The 17992-nt window shown below is 59.8% G+C and carries 12 protein-coding genes and 3 pseudogenes; 5 read left to right on the top strand and 10 right to left on the bottom strand.

Annotation, left to right across the window (positions count from 1 at the left end; all coding sequences use genetic code 11):
* Window positions 1–1037: 1037 nt before the first annotated feature.
* A complete protein-coding gene (locus tag E3T22_RS06275; RefSeq protein WP_134480525.1) occupies window positions 1038–1247 on the bottom strand; it encodes a hypothetical protein in 210 nt (69 codons plus the stop codon).
* Window positions 1248–1856: 609 nt separating this feature from the next.
* Here E3T22_RS06275 and E3T22_RS06270 point away from each other — a divergent pair.
* A pseudogene (locus E3T22_RS06270) lies at window positions 1857–2750 on the top strand (DNA/RNA non-specific endonuclease).
* Here the strand turns inward: E3T22_RS06270 and E3T22_RS06265 are convergent.
* A pseudogene (locus E3T22_RS06265) lies at window positions 2747–3382 on the bottom strand (recombinase family protein). The pseudogenes E3T22_RS06270 and E3T22_RS06265 overlap by 4 nt on opposite strands.
* 438 nt (window positions 3383–3820) lie before the next feature.
* Window positions 3821–3982: a hypothetical protein gene (locus E3T22_RS19005; protein WP_166789269.1), complete on the bottom strand. Its 162-nt coding sequence runs from the start codon at window positions 3980–3982 to the stop codon at window positions 3821–3823.
* Window positions 3983–4635: 653 nt separating this feature from the next.
* On the opposite strand from E3T22_RS19005, the pseudogene E3T22_RS06260 reads away from it, so the two are divergent.
* A pseudogene (locus tag E3T22_RS06260) lies at window positions 4636–4891 on the top strand (recombinase family protein); the annotation flags it as partial.
* A gap of 222 nt (window positions 4892–5113) precedes the next feature.
* On the opposite strand, the gene E3T22_RS06255 reads toward E3T22_RS06260, so the two are convergent.
* Together E3T22_RS06255 and E3T22_RS06245 are read right to left on the bottom strand one after the other, a co-directional pair.
* The gene (locus E3T22_RS06255; protein WP_134480524.1) at window positions 5114–5320 is read right to left on the bottom strand and encodes a hypothetical protein; all 207 of its coding nucleotides are present in this window, start codon (window positions 5318–5320) and stop codon (window positions 5114–5116) included.
* Window positions 5321–7519: 2199 nt separating this feature from the next.
* Complete coding sequence (locus E3T22_RS06245) at window positions 7520–8125, bottom strand: RNA polymerase sigma factor (RefSeq protein ID WP_166789268.1); 606 nt, start codon at window positions 8123–8125, stop codon at window positions 7520–7522.
* A gap of 1771 nt (window positions 8126–9896) precedes the next feature.
* Here E3T22_RS06245 and E3T22_RS06240 point away from each other — a divergent pair.
* On the top strand, window positions 9897–10466 hold the full coding sequence (locus tag E3T22_RS06240) for a dihydrofolate reductase family protein (RefSeq protein ID WP_134480522.1): 570 nt from the start codon (window positions 9897–9899) through the stop codon (window positions 10464–10466).
* Between the two features lie 317 nt (window positions 10467–10783).
* On the opposite strand, the gene E3T22_RS06235 is transcribed toward E3T22_RS06240, so the two are convergent.
* From E3T22_RS06235 to E3T22_RS06225, 3 genes are all read right to left on the bottom strand, one after another.
* Window positions 10784–11293 (bottom strand): hypothetical protein, encoded by a 510-nt coding sequence (locus E3T22_RS06235; RefSeq protein ID WP_134480521.1) that lies wholly within the window; start codon window positions 11291–11293, stop codon window positions 10784–10786.
* A gap of 262 nt (window positions 11294–11555) precedes the next feature.
* The gene (locus E3T22_RS06230; RefSeq protein WP_134480520.1) at window positions 11556–12374 is read right to left on the bottom strand and encodes a GIY-YIG nuclease family protein; all 819 of its coding nucleotides are present in this window, start codon (window positions 12372–12374) and stop codon (window positions 11556–11558) included.
* 456 nt (window positions 12375–12830) lie between these two features.
* On the bottom strand, window positions 12831–14015 hold the full coding sequence (locus tag E3T22_RS06225; protein WP_134480519.1) for a PIN domain-containing protein: 1185 nt from the start codon (window positions 14013–14015) through the stop codon (window positions 12831–12833).
* A gap of 858 nt (window positions 14016–14873) precedes the next feature.
* Here E3T22_RS06225 and E3T22_RS06220 point away from each other — a divergent pair.
* The gene (locus E3T22_RS06220) at window positions 14874–15560 is read left to right on the top strand and encodes a hypothetical protein (RefSeq protein ID WP_134480518.1); all 687 of its coding nucleotides are present in this window, start codon (window positions 14874–14876) and stop codon (window positions 15558–15560) included.
* 497 nt (window positions 15561–16057) lie between these two features.
* Here the strand turns inward: E3T22_RS06220 and E3T22_RS06215 are convergent, their stop codons facing one another.
* A complete protein-coding gene (locus tag E3T22_RS06215) occupies window positions 16058–17011 on the bottom strand; it encodes a hypothetical protein (RefSeq protein WP_134480517.1) in 954 nt (317 codons plus the stop codon).
* Window positions 17012–17282: 271 nt separating this feature from the next.
* Between E3T22_RS06215 and E3T22_RS06210 the strand changes: the two genes are divergently transcribed.
* Window positions 17283–17840 (top strand): hypothetical protein, encoded by a 558-nt coding sequence (locus E3T22_RS06210; protein WP_104165117.1) that lies wholly within the window; start codon window positions 17283–17285, stop codon window positions 17838–17840.
* Between the two features lie 4 nt (window positions 17841–17844).
* Here the strand turns inward: E3T22_RS06210 and E3T22_RS19645 are convergent, their stop codons facing one another.
* Window positions 17845–17946 (bottom strand): zf-TFIIB domain-containing protein, encoded by a 102-nt coding sequence (locus E3T22_RS19645; RefSeq protein ID WP_370291464.1) that lies wholly within the window; start codon window positions 17944–17946, stop codon window positions 17845–17847.
* Between the last annotated feature and the right edge of the window lie 46 nt (window positions 17947–17992).

The following is a 17992-nucleotide window of genomic DNA, read 5'->3' as shown; positions in this document are numbered from 1 at the left end:
ACGAGCGCCCGCCATAACTGGTCGGCCGACCACTCGGTCGTGTCAGTGGGGTCGCCGTGAACAAGGTGGGATCGGCGCCACTGTGCTTCCGGGCCGTAAAGTCGATAAGCGATCCGCGCTCTGACTCGAAAGTCCTGAGTTTGAGGATCTGGAGAGCACAACTGCACATGGAAGTCGAATTGTCCTCTGGGAGTGATTCTCACCGCCCGCAATGCCGAATCGAACGCTGCGTGAATCTCACTTACGTCCTGAGTTTCACGGACGTTGTAGATCGAGGTGCTTGTGCCCACGGCTGCAGGACACCGCTCATCATCGAACAGGACAAGCGGCCACGACGGCTGCTCTGAATCACCCATTTCCAAGGTCCTCTCAAGCTCACGCCGTCGATTTCCTGCGTCGCATCTGCGAGGGACACCGGCGGGGATAAATGAGCACGACCGCAACCTCCGAAGAAGAAAGACCAGTTGCCCAGAAACGCTTCGCGCCACACTGCCGCCGATGCCTGCGCCGATCTTACCTACTGCACACGCATCGCCGGCCAGCTGCCGGGGCGTTCTCCGCTGTCGCTTGGTAGGGGGAGTGGAGGGGACGGGTCATATCGCAAAGGGTCCCAGAGCCAGGGTCGACGAAGGCGCTGCTTGAGTTTTGGGCTGCCTGTTAGCCTCGAGCATGGTCTGGTGGTGGCGGCGCAAAGTAGTGGTTCCGAGCTATCCGATCGATGTGCGGGTTCCACCATTTGCTGCGTGGCCTCGGATTGGCATCGTCGGGCGAATCGGGCGAGGCCCGGACCAAGGAGAATGGGTCCTCGTCAACCCAGTTCGGGACCCGACGAGTGGGGCTCTTGTGAACTATGTACTCGAACTGCCCCTCGACCTTTATGACGCGAACGGTGATCTCATCATGGACGACCCATGCGTTGATGGGCCTCGTCCCGACGGCGAGGGTGGGCTGATCGACTACCTCACTACCGCGCTCGATGTTGAATGGTCAACTGATGCAATTGTGGTTGCGGAAACGTGGACACGGGAGCGTCCGACTCAGTGATTTGCATTGAGTATCGCCTGCATCTGCTGACGTTTCAGCGACAGGTAGTTGGCCATCCGTGCAGCTGATTCGGCCGCGTGCTTTGAGATGACCTGGGGGCTGTAACCGAGTTGCTTGACCAGCGCCGCTGGCGTCAGATGCATCACGAGCTCGCGTAAGGCCGCGTTGCGGGCGCCGCCAAGGTCCAATCCCCAGTCACGCAAGCATTGCAGCATCGATCCCGGACTGCCGTGATGGCCTGCGAGGGTTCCCGGGAATAGCGAGGCGGTCCCGGCGTTCGTGTTCTGCTGGTTTAGGCGAGCCTGCGGGTGCACTCATGCGATCGCGGCCATCGGTGCTGGCATTCGAGCGGCTGTCGTGCCCAATCAAAAGGGAAGCGAACGGCGGGTTCACCTCGATCGCAGTTGGCTTTCGAAAATATAAGCCGTTTGACTGTCTGCGACGCTCACAGGGTTGGCACGAAGGTGAGAGTCTCGGCGCTCTCAGTGCCGTCAACGGCAATAGCTTGGCCGCAGGGGTGGGTCGCGGGCGCCGAAACGGTTGGAAGCACGTTCCACTTCTTCGACACGAAGCCCGACGACGCAGCGTCTTGCCGGGAAGGGCAATTTCGTTGTCGTACCGTCTCGTAACCCTACGGATATAAGACGTCTCGTGGCCGTGATCTGGGCTTCTTCTAAAATCGTCCAGATCCCGCGACGGCCGAGTCTTTTAACTACGTCGCATAACCTCCGGCGGAAATTTCGGTACCCTTCGTTAGTTATGAGACACCTTGTCGACGCTCAAATGTCGGCTGCGACTGCCTAGCTATCGGCATGAACGCTGCCACAATCTCTCCAGCTGGGTACGACGACACCTTCCTCGAGTTGCCGCTGCAGCTTCCCGCGCCGAACAAGGGCACCATCACTCGCGAACTGACCTATACACACTTCACCGTCCTCCTGGAGCCCGTCCGTCGCCTTGCCATCGCGACCGGTGTCAACATCGACGGCAACCACCTCGTCGACGTCGACCGCGGCGATGACTGGCACTTCGACTCGCGCATCCCCACCAACGAACAGACCGGTGAGGCCGTCTACGCGAAGAACGGCCTAGACCGCGGGCATCTCGTCCGGCGCCGAGACCCGGTCTGGGGCGACGCCGGAACCGCCCAGCAGGCCAACGCTGATACCTTCGCCTACACCAACGCCGCCCCGTAAGCCGGGGCATTTAACCAGTCGAAAGAGCTCTGGCCAGGACTTGAGGACCATGTCCTCACCTACGCACGCACCAACGAGAACCGCATCAGCGTTTTCACCGCACCTGTGCTCGCCATTGAGGATCCGGTTTACCGCGGCACCGGGATCCCGCAATCATTTTGGAAGATCGCGGCGTGGACCACCACGATGAACGGTTCCACCGTCCTTCGATCCGCCGGGTTCGTTTTAGACCAAAGCCCCCAGCTGGCCGATATCGACCTTGACGATGCCGGCGGTCGAGCTCTCATCGACGGCACTCCCCCGCCCCTGGGTCCATACCGGACGTACCAGGTGCCCATCGTGGACATTGCGGTCCTCACCGGTTTGAACCTGACCGTTCTGGCTGAGGCGGATGTTCTGGCGCCCCTGCCCACAATTCGAGACGATGCCGGCCCTCGAGAGCTATGGGTTGAGCTGCCTGAAATATCAGAAGTGCGCCTCGAACCCCCGCCAGATCGCCTGCCGGCCTAGCTCGCCGCAGAAGCTCGCGGCTTCGTTCTTCCGATCAGCTTCACACCGTCTGGGCGCAGTTCTCCGGACGGCGAGACGTGACGGTAGAGAGTTTGCCGGGTGACACCGAGCTCCTTGCAGAGGTCACCGATATGGGTTTCTTTCTGTCCCATGGCGGCCATAGCGAGGCGAACTTTGGCCGCTGTCATCTTGTATGGCCGGCCACCATTTCTTCCGCGGACCCTCGCCGCGGCGAGGCCGGCAATAGTGCGCTCGGAGATGAGCGTCCGTTCGAACTCTGCCAGGGCGGCGAAGATACCGAAGACGAGCTTCCCTGATGCGGTCGTGGTATCGATGGCGGTGCCCTCACCAGTAAGGACCTTCAACCCGATCCCCCTCCGTAAGGTCGCGCACCGTGTTGACGAGGTGACGGAGATCGCGGCCGAGCCGATCGAGCTTCCACACCAGAAGGGTGTCGCCGTTGCGGAGCCCTTTTAGGCACGCCGCCAGTTGGGGGCGGTCATCCTTCTTCCCGACGCCTGGTCCTCGTAGAGATTGTCCTTATCGACGCCGGCCGCGACGAGAGCGTCGCGCTGCAGGTCGGTGCTTTGAGATCCATCAGTCTTGGAGACGCGCATGTGCCCGACGAGCATGGCGGAACCCCTGTCATTTATGCCGCCGAATACGTGACAGACCTCTTCGTTCCTCATAGCGAATGGAAGTTGTCACTTAACCAATCACTCATTCTACGTTCCGTAAACACACGTAACCTTTGATTGCGTTATAGAGCTGCCCGGCGGGTCAACCGTGGCAAGACCTAGCGGCTGTCGGAGACCCGTACAGCACCGAGGGCGCAGGTCTGAGTCTCACACCGGCGGCGGAGGTGGCCCGGGAAAGTGATGTCTTGGTAAATGCTGACGAATGACTTGTTCGGTCAGCTCCACCTGCAGCGGATCCGCGCAGTGCATTCCTAAATCGATGAGTGAGGCGTGAAGCTCATACGGTCCGGCGTGCACGTCAGCCCACTGGCTGGAATCGATCTCGACACGCACTCGCGCGTACTCACCTGAGTCCAGCGGCAATGCAGGGTACTACCCGGCCACATACCCAAAATAGACGCCACGCTGCGTGCCACCAGGTTGTTGGAGCGCCGCGAAGACCATGAACGAGTCCCCTTGCGGAAGCCAGCGCTCGGGCCCGGTAATGATGATGTCGATCGCGAGCAGTTCGAGATCCGGTGCCGAGCGGGTCACCGCCGGCCAACGCAAGGCAAGCCCGCCGGCACGGTCCTTTCGACTGGGCCGACGAAGCTGAGATGCCGGATGCAGGCTCAAGCTGGGTTGGGCTGAGTCACCTGCTCCACGCACAATGTGACCAAGCCGCCACCACTGACCCTCATCATCAGCGGGAGCTCCAATAAGCGTGACGGTCCCGTTCGAGGTAGCAAGCACACGCCATCCCCGTCGGGGCGTGCCCACCGGCAACTCCCCCGTGACCTCCACAGCGAGATCAGTAACGAGCGCTTCGAGACCCCGGCCCTCTTGCTCGAGCAAGCCCAGGTCAACCGAAAGCATGCCAATCTGCGGACGCACATCTAACGGATCCATACCCCATAGTCACACACGGCAGTTGTCTCGTCCCGTGGATCACTTGCAAGCCCCACCGCTGGGAACCACAGCACTCACCGGGACGTAGCCCACGCTGAAGGACAGCATTTCTGTTTCGCTGAAGCGCTCAATCGCAACATATTCAGCTCGCCGGTTGACCGCAATCAGCTGCCGAGCGTGTCCGGTTGAACTCAAGGACCCCAGCAACAGGACTGTCAAACAATCCAAATACGACGCTATTCAGACGGGACGAGATGGATAGGCCGTACGCCCAGTTGAGCTGTACCCCAGATGTGCGCGCCGAGTACGAACGCGAACTTATCGTCGAGCGGGTCAATGCCGGAATTGCCGCCGCCAGGCTGACCGGGACGCGCTTCGGTCGTCCGCTGTCCGATCCGGTCGTGATCGCCGACAAGCTCCACTCTTAGCAGAAGCCCGAGCACACGCCGCACCGGCAAGGACGCAGCGCAACTGGGCGGATGGAGCCGCGCCACCCTTTACCGTCACCAGCAAGCCAAAGCAGCCCTAAGAGCACGAAGCCGTCCGACGGCGTAGAGCGGTGTCAGACTCGTCGGCACGCACTGCCTGGCGACACGCTCCTCCTTCGAGGACAGGCTTGTCTATTCCATCGAGGTTCCTCAGCCCAGCCGGAGTGACAGTCAGTTCCTTCTAGTCGCACAGGTAGAGGGCGCAACTCAAAGCCTCCATGAATACAACACCCATGCGTGGCCGAGTGGGGTGACTGCCCCTGAACGGGCCAGTCACCCCTACTTTCAGCTACAAGTGTGATTTCTCTCTGCGGCGAACGATGAGCGCGGCAAGGCTCAGCAGCGTTGTGAACAGAGCGAGCAGCACGACGAGGTTTGTTCGTACGGTATCCACGACGCCGCCAGCGAAAAATACCGATAAGGCGACCGCGGCAGTGGCAATTGCGAACAGCAGAGCGCCACCAGCAAGAACAATGACGATCCGACGAGTAGTCATGTGATTCAGCCTACTGACCCCAACAACTCGCGGCCGGAGAGCCACCGATGTTCAACCAGATCCCACCGTTACTACTGAAAGCCTGGCAAGTGGCCATGGCGGCCGCTCCGAAACCGATCACAGCGGTAACAAGCCCTGCGATCGGCGCCGCGACAGCCCCCACCCCGACCAGCAGGAGAGCTGCAGTCACGGCTCCAACTCCAGCTGTCCCAAGTCCGGCAGCTGCAATGATTTTGCTTGTGTTACAGCTGTTCGCCCCGAATTGAAAGCCCCATGGAATGTAGCGGCCGTTGTAACCGTTTTTACCCGAGCAGCTGGCTGCCAGGGCCGCGACCCGCTCTGATCCAGCCGAGGGTGCAGCGTTGACAGTGCCGACCACTGTCCATCCGTCGGACTCGAGGACAGCAGCGTAGTCCGCGATGCTTTGGGATGTCGCACCATCCTGGGCGGCGGCAGCCGCGTCAAAGACTAGGGCTTCGGTGTCGGTGGATCCGATCACAGCAGCGATGTCCGTTTCTTCTTGGACGGTCAAGGTGACCGGCGTCCCGCCGGAGACGACAGGTGTCGGCGGAGGTGTTTGCGGTGCGGCATTGGCCGCAGAGCTCGCCCCAAGAACAAGAGCGACCACTGTGGTGGTCGTTAGAAGGAGGGCCTGCCACTTGCGACGGCCAGTATTAGCGTGCATCTGTGGTCCCCTTTGAATAGCGTCGGTTTTGTTTCTTCTCTACGGGATGTCCGGCTAGGTCCGAAAGGTTCATGGTGGAGATGATTTGCAGGCGGTAGTCCCTGTGCCCCTAAGCGACTAGCTGGTTTCTTGTCGCGAAAGCTAAGTGTTCTACGACACCGAACGCAGCCGCCGGAGTGCAAAAAACGAGGCGTTTTCGCTGATATCCCGTCCGGAACTGGGTCCGCGATCGAGCGGCCGGGGATGAAGAAGCAACTCGACCACGCCGAACCGATCGACACGGTCCTCGTGTGCGGGTGAATAGCCCGTCAGGTCGTCGCCGTAGGTCGAAGTACCGTCGCCTGGCATCAAGCCCGAATTGCCTCGCCGCAGGGTTTGCCAGGAGCTGTATCGAGTGAACCGTTCCGGTTGTCCGGACATCTCTCTGTGAAGGGGAAACACCCCAGTCATGCAGAGGAGCTCATATGGGCAAAGTAAGTAGGCGCGGGACTTTTGCGGTTTTGGTCATAGCAGGTGTGCTGTCATTCGGGCAGGTATCCAGCGCCATGGCGCAATCGATACCCGACGCAGCAGAGGTGCACTGCGCGGCAGAGGTCACACCAATCAACGAACCGACGCTCCCGACCGATCCAGTCTGTTTCGGTACCGAGGTCGAAGCCGCAGCGTATATCGAGAGCCTTCAGCCGCAGGGCTGGGCTGCGCGCGGAGCCACCGCATCAACGATCGTCGGGACGGTGTATCAGGACACAAACCGAACTGGTTCCAGTCTGACGCTGTGGGGGGCGAATGGGTGCGCCGGTTCAGTATTTGGGTTCTCTTCGCTGGAGTCCGGTTGGACCAACACCATTAGCTCCGCCAGTGGTCAGAACGGGTGTTGGGTGACTCTCTATACGGCGGTGAGCTATGGAGGATCCCGGCTGAATTGCACGCCGTATTGCGCCAGTCTTGGGAGCTGGAATGACAATGTGAAATCGTTGGTTTTCCGTCCAAATGGAACATTCGGATAACCGGCTAACTCACCAGGGGTGCGAGCCCGACTATCTGGCAAACGTTCGCCGTTTCGCCGGGTACGACGGCCGCACTCCCATCACGCATCACACACACCTGCAGCTCCGGAACCACACCGGGCTTATTGGCTGGTGTGGTGGGTTCGAAATCGTTCGCGAGCACTCCTTGTTCCCACATGGCCGTGCAGAGCGTGAGAGCATCCCGGGCTTGGCCGCGTCCGTTGCTGTCCGCGATCGTCGCTGACGACCCAGGGTAGCTGCCATCAGCGTCTGCGCTCGTGGAGCTGTAGCAATGAACGATCGCCGTGTTCTCCACGTTCCTCTCCTGCAGCAGGACCGTGGCACCCGTGGTAGCTACGCCCGCGACCAGGAAGAAACCAGTAACCGAGAGCAAGATCCGGCGACGTCGACGTTGGATCCGACGAGCGGGTTCGTTCCGGAGAGTGTGCAGAAGGAGCCCCCGAATCGCGTCAGTTCTCTCAGGGGTCATCTCAGGCTCAACGGAACTCATCCTGATATCCCTTCTGAGGTCAATTCGCCGGCCGTACGTACTGTTATGTCCGACTCACCTAGATAGGTTCGGAGTTTCCTTCGCGCACCGTTCAATCGTGACTTTACTGTCCCGATTGGCACATCGAGCACCCCGGCGACCGTAGCCATCGAGAGCTCCTCTACAAGGCACAAGTCGACAACAGTCCGCTCGACCGCGCTTAATCGGCGCAGCGCCTGCGTGAGTATGTTGGCTCGCTCTTGCAGGTCCAGCCGGTCGTCAACATCGGGAACCGGATCAGCCGCAGGAGCAATTGGAAGCTTGGCGAGAAGCCGGCGATAGCGTCGCGCGGCTCGGTCACTGTTCAGAGTGAGGTACGTCGTGACCGAGAGCAACCACGGCAACAGCGAACCATCGACGATTCGCACTTTCTCGCGGGATCGCCAAGCTTCCAAAAAGACCATGGCTACCACATCCTCCGCATCATGCACGCTGCGAAGACGGGAATAGGCCTTCCGGAATATTCGGGCGCGATGCCGATCGAAGAGGACTGCAAACGCACTCTCCGTGCCCGCCACCGCTTCAAGCCACAGCGAAGCATCCGATACAGCGTCGCCGTTCACAAGCCCCTCCCCCCGGACACTTTTCAGACTAGCCGGTCAATCATTGCCCAATCCAAATATGCCCCGAACTAGGGGCCAAACCGGAAGGGGTCCGTTGCAAACCCATCAGCCCAGATTTGAACCTTTGGGAATCACCCGGACATACCAGGGAGAACCACTCCTCAAACTGATCCCCCCTTGGAGACACTGATGGCTGAATCACGAACAATCTCCGTCGATATAACGCACCTCGTAGAGGCAGCTCTCCACCTACCGGATCCTGAACGAGATGCCCGATCAAACCCTGTCGACGGCGCCACTCATCCAGCTTTCAGCGCGCAGTAGTTTGTTCATTCACGAGCTTGATTGATCCCGAGTCCGTCCTGTTCCTCATTGGCGTACTCCTCGTTCTCAACCTGAGCGTTCTGGGTAAGATCAAGACCCTCGAGCGCAAGACCACTGACCGAGATGACTCGGGATGCACATGCAGATGACCGACACCGAATATCGCCACTCTATGAAACGACGACTGTCCGTTCTGTTCTCGCCTATCCGTCTCGCCCTCTTCCTGGGGTCTGTGGTGTGGCTCATCGTGTTGAACGTGATCTACATCAGTAACTCCGGCAATCCGTCATGGGCTGGTCCCGCCTCGGCCTTTCCGATCCTGGTGTGGGTGACGGTCATGTTAATGACGGACAGCCGTTATCGGAGGGCGGGGAACGGAAGCTCTTCACCGAATCGGCCCAGAACGCGTCCTCACTAGCAGAGGAGGGTGGCGACGGGACGGGACAGTTTCGTCGCTACCGTCAGATCCAACGGCACCCTCTTTATAGTTTTCAGGCGCTCTCCGGCTTTCCATCAATTCAACGGATATCACGGCGTCCGGTAGTGCTCTCCGAATTCCGACGGCTGGCCATTCCCTACCGCGTCCGTTTCTCAAGTCAAGGCCGAGAGCATCTCATGATCCCGGCTCCTGTCCGAAGATGCATGCCAGCCTGCATTGGTCCTGCGAGTTCGACGTAGATTACTGGGCCAGCTAACGCTAGGCGGCTACCACGGAGCGCCGGTTCCGATTTAAGTCTTCGCCGCGACATCAACGACATGAAAAGGTTCGTGGAGCGCGATACACACGAGGAACTGCTGGCTGTGGTTGGGCGGTACGAGGAATTGCATCGGACCCAGTTCGCCGTGCAGAAGAACGTTGCGGCGGACGCGGAAGCGCTGAGCCGGACCTAGTCGCTGAGCTCGGTGCCCCTGCCCGAGCGTCTCGGAAAGTCGACTCATCACGTTTGGTGTCCCACCGCTCTACATGGGGTTCTTCGAAGCGGAACAGGATGGAGACGCCCAATGCCCAATTGGCCTGCACCCGTGCCATGCACTTGCTTCATTTGAACCGGCGACCCCCTGAAGGTTCTGGCCTTAATTCAGCCACTACCGAATGTCTCCGAAAACCCTCGGATTCCCTTGTGTTTACAGGGAACCAGACGATTCGCTGCCTCCGATTGTAGCCCATCATTTTGGGTCAAATAGAGATGAATTTGATGGGTAAATGATGGATTCTGGAGGCCTCTTTGAGTGGTCCATGACCCCTCGCAACATCCCCCATGTGCCGCTGCATGGGACCGGTCATCGCCGGAGATGGCGATCGGTTGTGCGCTCGGTCCGCGGTCTGTCTCGCATCACCGACGGCGCTATACACTGGGCGCGATTTAGTAGGTCGATCAGACAGCCCCGGCAATCGATCGAGACGGGTTTGACAAACGCGGGGTGTGCATCGAAGGAGAGCAACGAGATGAGACCACTCCGATACTCGATCAACGTCACGCTCGATGGCTGCTGCCACCACGAGGCAGGACTCCCCCCGGACGAGGAGTCGATGCGCTTCTGGACCGCTCAGCTGGAGCGAGCCGATGCCCTGCTCTTCGGCCGGGTGACCTACGAGATGATGGCGTCGGCGTGGCAGAAGCCGGCCACGGGCACGTGGCCCGACTGGATGAAGGACTGGCAGAAACCGTTCGCCGAGACCATCGACCGGGCGCACAAGTACGTCGTGTCGAGCACGCTGAACGAGGTGGATTGGAACGCCGAGCTGGTGCGCGGCGACCTGGCGCAAGCGGTTCAGCAGCTCAAGCAGGAGTCAGGCGAGGGCCTATGGGTCGGTGGCGTGACACTCCCCCTGGCGTTGACAGAACTGGGGCTGATCGACGAGTACGAGTTCCTTGTGCACCCGGTCATTGCTGGACACGGGCCCACGTTGCTTGCCGGTCTACGCGAGCGCATCCAGCTCGAACTCGTGGACCGCCACGAGTTCGGGTCGGGGGCAGTCTCCGTGCGATACCTGCCCAGAGAAGTCGCGGCTTGACGTGATTTGTTCTGGCACTTGGCCGGACGTCGGGAAGGGCTTCGGCTTGGCAGCGCGCATCCAAGCGGACACAACACCAGAAAAACAAAATTCCCGCGGAGCTGGCGACTTTGCCCCCATATTGGATCGTCCCGTAGCCACCTTTCGAGATGACCGCGTTTGTGGCTGTCTAGATCGGGGCGCCGCACGAACATCACGTCTGTTACGAGATGCTTCTTAGGCACCGGCACGTAAGGAAAGGTCCGCACTCGCGGACGATTCGTTCCCTTTTGGCGTACTGGACGTCGGCAGTGGCCAACCGATCGGTACCAGCTCTATCAGGCATCCAGAAGGTCGTCGGTACTGATGCCCTCATCGAGCATCATTTTGCCACCCACAAAAACCACGCCCAAGGCAAGTGCTGCAACGCCCACCATGCCTACTGTTTTCAGCAGCCCATCCAGGAAGTGTTTACTTTCGCTGTCTTTCTTGAAAGCAAGCTTCCCTGTCTCTTGGATCTGCTCAATAAGAAATTTCCGCTCATCCCAGCTCAAGTCATTTCTGTCGAGTTCGCCCTTTAGGATCTCCCTGATTTCTTGGAGCGCCTGGTAAACACGATCCTGGCTCTTGTCGTTGGCCGAAAGCGTAGTCGTGTGTGCCTTCTCCATTGACTTCACAGCCTCTAACGCAAATGCCGTAAAGGCTGGAAACTGCTCAATTATCTTGAGCGCCACCTCAGTATCAATGTCGGGCATCATAGCGGCGAACCGGAGCATCTTGTCCCTCGAGAGGTTTCTCCAGGTGTCAATTCCGAGCCTTCGCTTGACTTCGTCCTCGTTGTAGCCCATGTCTCACTCCATCCGGTCCAGTCGAGTATGCCCAAATACTATCGATTCCACGGAACGGCCACCCCAACGCGTCAGGCTGGGTGGGCTGGGCCTCAACTGCCTGACAGGGGCATGTGGCGAGCAGCCGGCCCGCCGCTAGACAGTGGCGACAACGACCACCCGCAAGAGGAATTTGTCGCACTTCTTACAGAGTCGCGAGTCCGCAGGTGGCGGAACTACGCGCTTGGTGTACAGGGTAATCGCAGTCCAGGGATTCAGCCGCTCAAACGGACCGGCCATCGGCCAACGCACTCAGATTGACGCCAAGTGTCTCCTCAACGAAAGCGATGGTCATGGGCTGGGCATCAAGTGACGCCCGTACGAGCTGCGATGTGAAAAGCCCGCTTCGCGGCAACCATTTGGCGCCCTGTCGGTCGACTGTTGCTGCCCAATCCACTGCAACTAAATACTCACAAATCGAGAGGTCGCTGGCGTCGTGTGCAATATTCGGCTCAGCGAGTTCATATTCAGCAAGCTGGAGTCCTTTGCTCCGATAATCGGCGTATGGAACTGCCGGTGACCGCACGACGCCCACACCCACGTAACCCGCACCTTTGAGGTAGGCGACGACCACATCACCGACTTCGAGCCCTCGAATTGGGTCACTCCACTTTGGATCGCCACCGGCGGCAAGAAATCCGAACTGCCGGCAATCATCCCAGTTGCGGGTCTCACCCTCGCCAACGTTGATGTAGTAGATACCGTTCTCAAAGTCGAAACGCGCGAGTCTCTTGTGGAACGTATCCCGCGGTCGAAACCGGCCGACGTATCGACCAGACGCAACATTGGTGAGTGTCCGGCCCAACTTCCAAATAAGCGTGGTCTCAACCATCAGCGCTTCCTCCGAAGTGAGCCCTTTGGCGATAATCCGAATAATGGGCTCCAGCCCTTCTTTCTGGATCGCCCTGATACGGGCAACCTTCACAGAGTCACCGACATCTTGAAGGTGCGCGTGGCTCCGAGACCCCGTTCCTTTGCCGTAATAGAACTCTTCGAAGTTGCGCGGGTCGATGTACACGTACACGTAATAGCGATCGGTCACGTTCACAGTATTCACTGTGCCAGCCGCACCGGCCAACGCAAGCGACTCCCGGCGGACCCAACGACATCCTCGACAAGTTGGAGAAGGCGCACCCTAATCAATCCCTGTACGGGCCGCCCGCCCCCTTGAGTTGGAGAGACGTCCGCGATCCGGTTGGCCGAAACCGCGGGGAGATGCCGCCCCCACCGACGGTTCCTCACCACGTACCAGCTGTGGATTCGATCCTCGACCTAGGGCTCCCGGAATTGCCTACCGACGCAGAGGCTCTCGCGACCGAACTGATAAGCAAAACTGCAATGCAACCGCTTCGTAGGCGACTATTTGGCCGAGAGCACCGGCCCCAAGACCGCGCTTGATCAAAACTTGAGCCCCGTAATCCAATGAGCGAGGTCAAGTTCATGGGTAGAGGGTCACAAGTTCATGCTCTCCGCGGACAACACTCCACAGTCAGAAATTCTAATTCTGTGAGCCTGGCGCGGGCCAGATCGCAACCGTTCGCCGGCTGGACGCTTCAGGCAGGCCAGCCAAGAAGGCACTCATGCGGTCGATATCGGCCGCGCTTCTCTCTCGGCGCGCTTCGCCGATCGGCAGTGAGCCGATTCTCCTCAGCAGCGCGTCGACGTTGGCCTTGGGCCGGAAAACTTCTACAGCGAGGTCTTGAATGGACACCACCTCCCTGCCGCCCCGATCCGTGAACGCGGTTCCGATGAATGAGAGCTTCTTCACCGCATGCCCGATGCCCGTAATCGATGTGCCGTCCATTTCGTAGTCCACCTGGCCGACGTAATCGATGTCAACGATTGCTACAACTTCGAACCTCAGCTCAAGCACTCGCGGGCCTTCCAGCTCACGCGCTTCCAGTGAGGCAACGCCCCAGCTTTCTGCAGCAGTGACAGTCATGCTCTCCGCGCTCGGAAGATCGAACGCCGGCGGAAACAACTCGACCGACGCTAGATGGCCGCCACGGAACATCAGGTCTTCTACCTTGGCAATCAACTCACTGTCTAGGTCGGGTCTGAAGGGTTCGCCGCGATACTTCCCCGGCAGCGCGACAAGCGAGATTGACTTCGCAATTGCAATCGTCCCCCCGCTGAGTATCGAAGCAACTTCGACCGACAAAGAGTTGCTGAGGCCTCCACTCGAGTCCATGAAACCCTTGTCTGCGGACACTAGAACGATGTCGTCTGCGGCATGCGTGGCGGCGATCGTGAGGATGCTGTGCCAATGCAAAGTATCGCGGTATCCACCACCGTTCTCATCAAAAGGTGGTCTGCGATCGATTGCTCGCTGGGCTATCTCGTCGTGAGAGGGAGACGGCGTCGCGAGTATTTCGAACCCTAGCTCAAGCACTCTTGCGTCGAGCTCGGCGCCGTACGCGCAAGCGTCGTCGTCGGTTATTCTGGCGGCCTCTTCAATGAGTTTCTTGGCTTCCGCAGTCGCTCTCTTGGCGGAGGCCAACATCGTGGCGGCGACTTTGGATCTTAGGTCCATGAACCGGGATTTTGCCTCCGCAAGCGCCACCCGAGGAATGAGAACACGCGTAGTTCCGGCGGCAACGGCGACAGCCAGTTGCTCCCAATTGTTGCTTCGGAGCCGGGCACCAGTCACGAGAGCGTTCGCATCGAGAACGACCACAAGCATTTCAGCGCCTCCCAAATGCGACGGCGCCATGAGTGCGCTAGAACTGAAGACTATTGCACACCCCGCATCGAATATGACCTGCCCGCAACACCCGCGCCCTGGCACCCGGTACTGCTCACCCTTGCGGTGCACGACGCTCGGGGGTGGGCCGGGCCGGGGTCAGACAGGTCACCCGTCACCACGCGGGCCAATCGTGCATTTCATACCAAGACAGCAACACAGCTGCATGTCGCTTTTGGCCGGCAGTAGCAGCTGACGCCGATGATCGATGGGCGCTCGAACACCGAGACGTACCTGGCCGACGCGACCTCCCGGCCGACGCATGGGTCCAGTTCGTCGTCCGATGGACGATCGCCCAACGGGCATTCGGTGGGCCGACGGTATCGCCTCAGCAACCGCCCTGGCCGGCAAGCTCTCGGACTCATTTCACACCGTTCAAACACCATGTCAGAACCCCTGTTCATTCAAACCCTCTTCCCGGAACTTGATTGCGGGCAGTTTTGTGAACAGCAGTTCTGACACCTTTGTGGGCTGCCCATATAGGTCCATTCATTGCAGCTCGAAACGATCGTTTTCGGCTCCGAGTGATCATGGTCTTGAGCCCAGGTGACAGGATGCAGTCATGACTGCCGTCGACCAGCCGTTCGGGCCTCCCTCGAAGAAGTACGACCCTCCACTGTTGCGCAGCATCATCTCTTCTCTTTGCGAATTGTGGGAGGAGGACAACGGCACCAGGGGCAACTTCCGCAAGGAGCTGGATCCCGCTCGAGCCGTAGCCATTCACGCCCACGCCCATCACGCGGTCAGGATGGCGAACATGACTTCGCGTCCGATTTGGACATATGTTCTAATTGGGTTGTGGGACCGAACAGGACACCTCCCAGTGACCCCGGCCGGCAATACAGGACGGCACGCGCCGACACCCTCGGGCAGGTTGAGCCCGACCGCGGCGGCGAATTCGTGGTGCGCCCGTCCAGCCTCACGCCCACGGAGCTGGGCGGCCTGCCGGCGGCAATGGCTGGCGAACCGATGCACGTTCTGGCCTGGGTGAGATACCCCGCCACGGCCAACCGCGTGCGCGGCCTGGCTCTGGCCTGGACGCCTCGCGCCGTCTACGTCGAGTGGGAAGATCGCGGCACTCACCGAGCGTGGGTGTGGGCCTCGGCTGTCGAGCGCGCTCCCGGCGACCAGGAGGCCGCCGCCGCCCCGGAGCGGCCTCAGTCGGCCGTGATAACGGGTAGGGGCACGGAACCCCTCGTGCACCTGGTCAACGCTCAATTGGCTCTCATCGGCGCTGAGTTTCGTACCGCCATGGCCAAGCCCACCGGGCCGTTTAGCGCGGTCGTGTTCGGCTCCATCGACGGCCACCACGTGCGGTTGGACTTCTCTACCGACCCCGCGACCGGCATGTGCGTGGTGGTCCTGGTGGGCCCTGAGGAAGCGCTACCCAACCAGAGCGCAGCACCGACATTCGAGAAAGCTATCGCGGCGCACCCCTGGACCGCGGCGATCGGCACACTCGCCCTCGAGGCGTCGAGCGAATGAAAAGAGGAGCCGACCCTTTGCGCAGCCGGCCCCTCTCTATTTAGAGCGACAGTCCCTCCCCGGACAAAGAGCCTCGGTACAAAGACTCGGGTTGATGTGGAAAAGACACCCAGAATGTACGTCGCCTACCCCCGGAGGTGCTTTACAGCTACCCCAAGGGGGTGGCCCCCGTGGGGTCGAGGGTCGACAAACGCGTCAGGGATATAGCCGAGAAAGCACCAAAATGCCCCGCTCGTCCTCGGACTGGCGGGGCATTTAGTATCGGCTGGTTAGTGAACGTCCAGAGCCAGTGACGTGACAAGCAGAGCCGAAGACATTTGGGCCGAAGCCGGTCTGCTAACTAGCGCCTGAGCGTGACGACGGACCAAAATCCTACAATCGTGGGCAAGATAATGGCCCACGGTGAGGTTCCAACAGTTGCCACTCCTACGAGCACGAGGACTATGGCCACCACGCAGACGAATAAGACTCCTAGGCTGACGAAGTCGAGCGGGCCTTCACGCCGCTTCGGAGGATGACTCTTCGGATGCGTTGTCGCTATAGCCATCGTCATCTCCCCGTCGCTTAAAAGTCACCTGGGTGATCGACCATTCCTTGGTCGTTCGACCATTCTTTGTGGTTCTGGTCTCGTTAATCAACACAGTGAAGATATCGTTCTTGTGGAGAGCCATCCCGCGATCAAGCCGAAGAAGAAAGTCTTCATCTTCTATTGTAGCCAGTCTGTTCCCCAGAGGCGTCTGAACGCGCCACTTTTCTCCCGGACGGAAGTCGATGCTCCTCAGCTGCGCCTCGGCCTCAAGGACTTCCGTTTCAATCGATTCGTCGTCTACCTCGGCCGCGGCTGTGTAGTAGTCGGAGCGACTCATCACAACCTCAGGTTCCGACTGCAAGACCTCATCCGACGATTCGTCTAGGGCGCCGTCGCGCACCTCAAGGTGGGCAACGTCGTCGCTTAGGGGCGCCATTATCTTCCGTAGAGCCTTACGTGTGGAAGACTTCATGGCGTTGAGTTGCTTCCACGCTGGTTCCGGCACTTCGCTAACGGTGCCATCGCGCCAGTTGAGCTTTACGTTGCCGTTATTGAGGTAGTCGATATTAGTAACGACGTCCCCTCGTAGTCGCTTCACTGCGACGTTGATGCTCTGACCGATGCCACCGGTCACCCCCATTATGGTGCCAACAGTAGCTACGGGGTCGATGCCGTACGACGTGACGATCGCATCTACGATGAACGAACCCTCGACTGGTGGACGGACTCGGACGACCGGAGCCATTCCATCCCCGAAACTGCCAGCCTTCGCTAATTGACTGGTGAACTCGACCAGTCCCTGAAGAACCTCCGCGAACTCAGCGGCGTTAATATCGTTGACCGTATTGTCTTCATTCGAGAACCGCAGCTGGACTACGCCGTCCGCTATGCCCTCGAAGTCTTGCGATGATTGCTTGCTCATGGTGCCCCCTTGCTGTCACACAGCTCAAGACTCACCGTAGTAGAGAGAATCGGAGCCCCCCTCCGCGCCTGCAGTTCTGAGCGAAGTGGGGCCACCCCAATTCGGGGCGCGAGGAATCAGCCCGCCCTAAGCGCTACAGCTGGACCATCCCGCACTCTGGGCACCGCCACACCATCGTTCCCCGCGTTCTTGGACGGAGCATTCATGACCGAGGCGCAGCATGCCCCACTTCGGGCACTAGACCCAGCAGGTCGCGGTGTAGCTTCGAGCCATGCCTGAAGTAGTCGCTTGGTTCCTTTCCGTCAATTGGTGGGAGGTCACTATGAGTGTCGCCATTCCAGTTGCGGCCATCCTTATCCCCACCGTGATAGCCGTGCGGCTCGCTAGAAACGAGCGTTCGGTGTCCGTACGCAGCCACTACCTTGAGCGTCGGCATGGGGCGGCACGGGGCGTGATAGTCGCCCTGTCCGACATGATCTCGATGGACCCCACGGCTGAAATGGTGGAACCGCTGCTTCGTGGTTTGCGCGGGAGCATTGCTGTCTACCGGGCTTCGTTGACTGCCGACGATGCAGTGTCCGGGCACTGGCTTGTTACAAGACAACTTCAAGGCGCTGAGCTATGGACCGCTGCTCATGGTCGACTTGCATTCGAACTTGCCCGCCGCACTCTAAGCACAGGCGATACGGCTCAAATCCTGCAGCCCGCGCACATGTGGGCGCACGACACGATGGAGACCTTCTCGGAATGGCTGTCCGGTCAGGTCCAAGATGCTGACCTGCAGGCTGATAGCGCGAGGCTCATTGCGGAGCGCGGCTCCAGGGTCTAGTCACTCAGAGCCTCACCATCCCGCACTCAGGACATCGCCAGACGACCGCACCGAATCGGTGGGTCGGATGCATCACATTAAGGCATGTGGGGCAGATTTGGGGCATCCAGATCATTTATGCGCGCCACCATATAGCGATATGTCCAGGACCC

The organism is Cryobacterium sp. TMB3-10 (assembly GCF_004402305.1).
GTDB classification, from domain to species: Bacteria; Actinomycetota; Actinomycetes; order Actinomycetales; family Microbacteriaceae; genus Cryobacterium; species Cryobacterium zongtaii.
The sequence above is the reverse complement of the archived record's forward strand: the minus strand, read 5'-3'. Positions and strand labels throughout refer to the sequence as shown.

What these genes read in the sequence shown, in the direction of transcription:
- E3T22_RS06255 (WP_134480524.1), bottom strand. Translation starts at nt 5,320, where the DNA reads ATGACTACTCGTCGGATCGTCATTGTTCTTGCTGGTGGCGCTCTGCTG.
- E3T22_RS06240 (WP_134480522.1), top strand. Translation starts at nt 9,897, where the DNA reads ATGAGACCACTCCGATACTCGATCAACGTCACGCTCGATGGCTGCTGC.
- E3T22_RS06235 (WP_134480521.1), bottom strand. Translation starts at nt 11,293, where the DNA reads ATGGGCTACAACGAGGACGAAGTCAAGCGAAGGCTCGGAATTGACACC.
- E3T22_RS06225 (WP_134480519.1), bottom strand. Translation starts at nt 14,015, where the DNA reads ATGCTTGTGGTCGTTCTCGATGCGAACGCTCTCGTGACTGGTGCCCGG.
- E3T22_RS06215 (WP_134480517.1), bottom strand. Translation starts at nt 17,011, where the DNA reads ATGAGCAAGCAATCATCGCAAGACTTCGAGGGCATAGCGGACGGCGTA.
- E3T22_RS06210 (WP_104165117.1), top strand. Translation starts at nt 17,283, where the DNA reads ATGCCTGAAGTAGTCGCTTGGTTCCTTTCCGTCAATTGGTGGGAGGTC.
- E3T22_RS19645 (WP_370291464.1), bottom strand. Translation starts at nt 17,946, where the DNA reads ATGCCCCAAATCTGCCCCACATGCCTTAATGTGATGCATCCGACCCAC.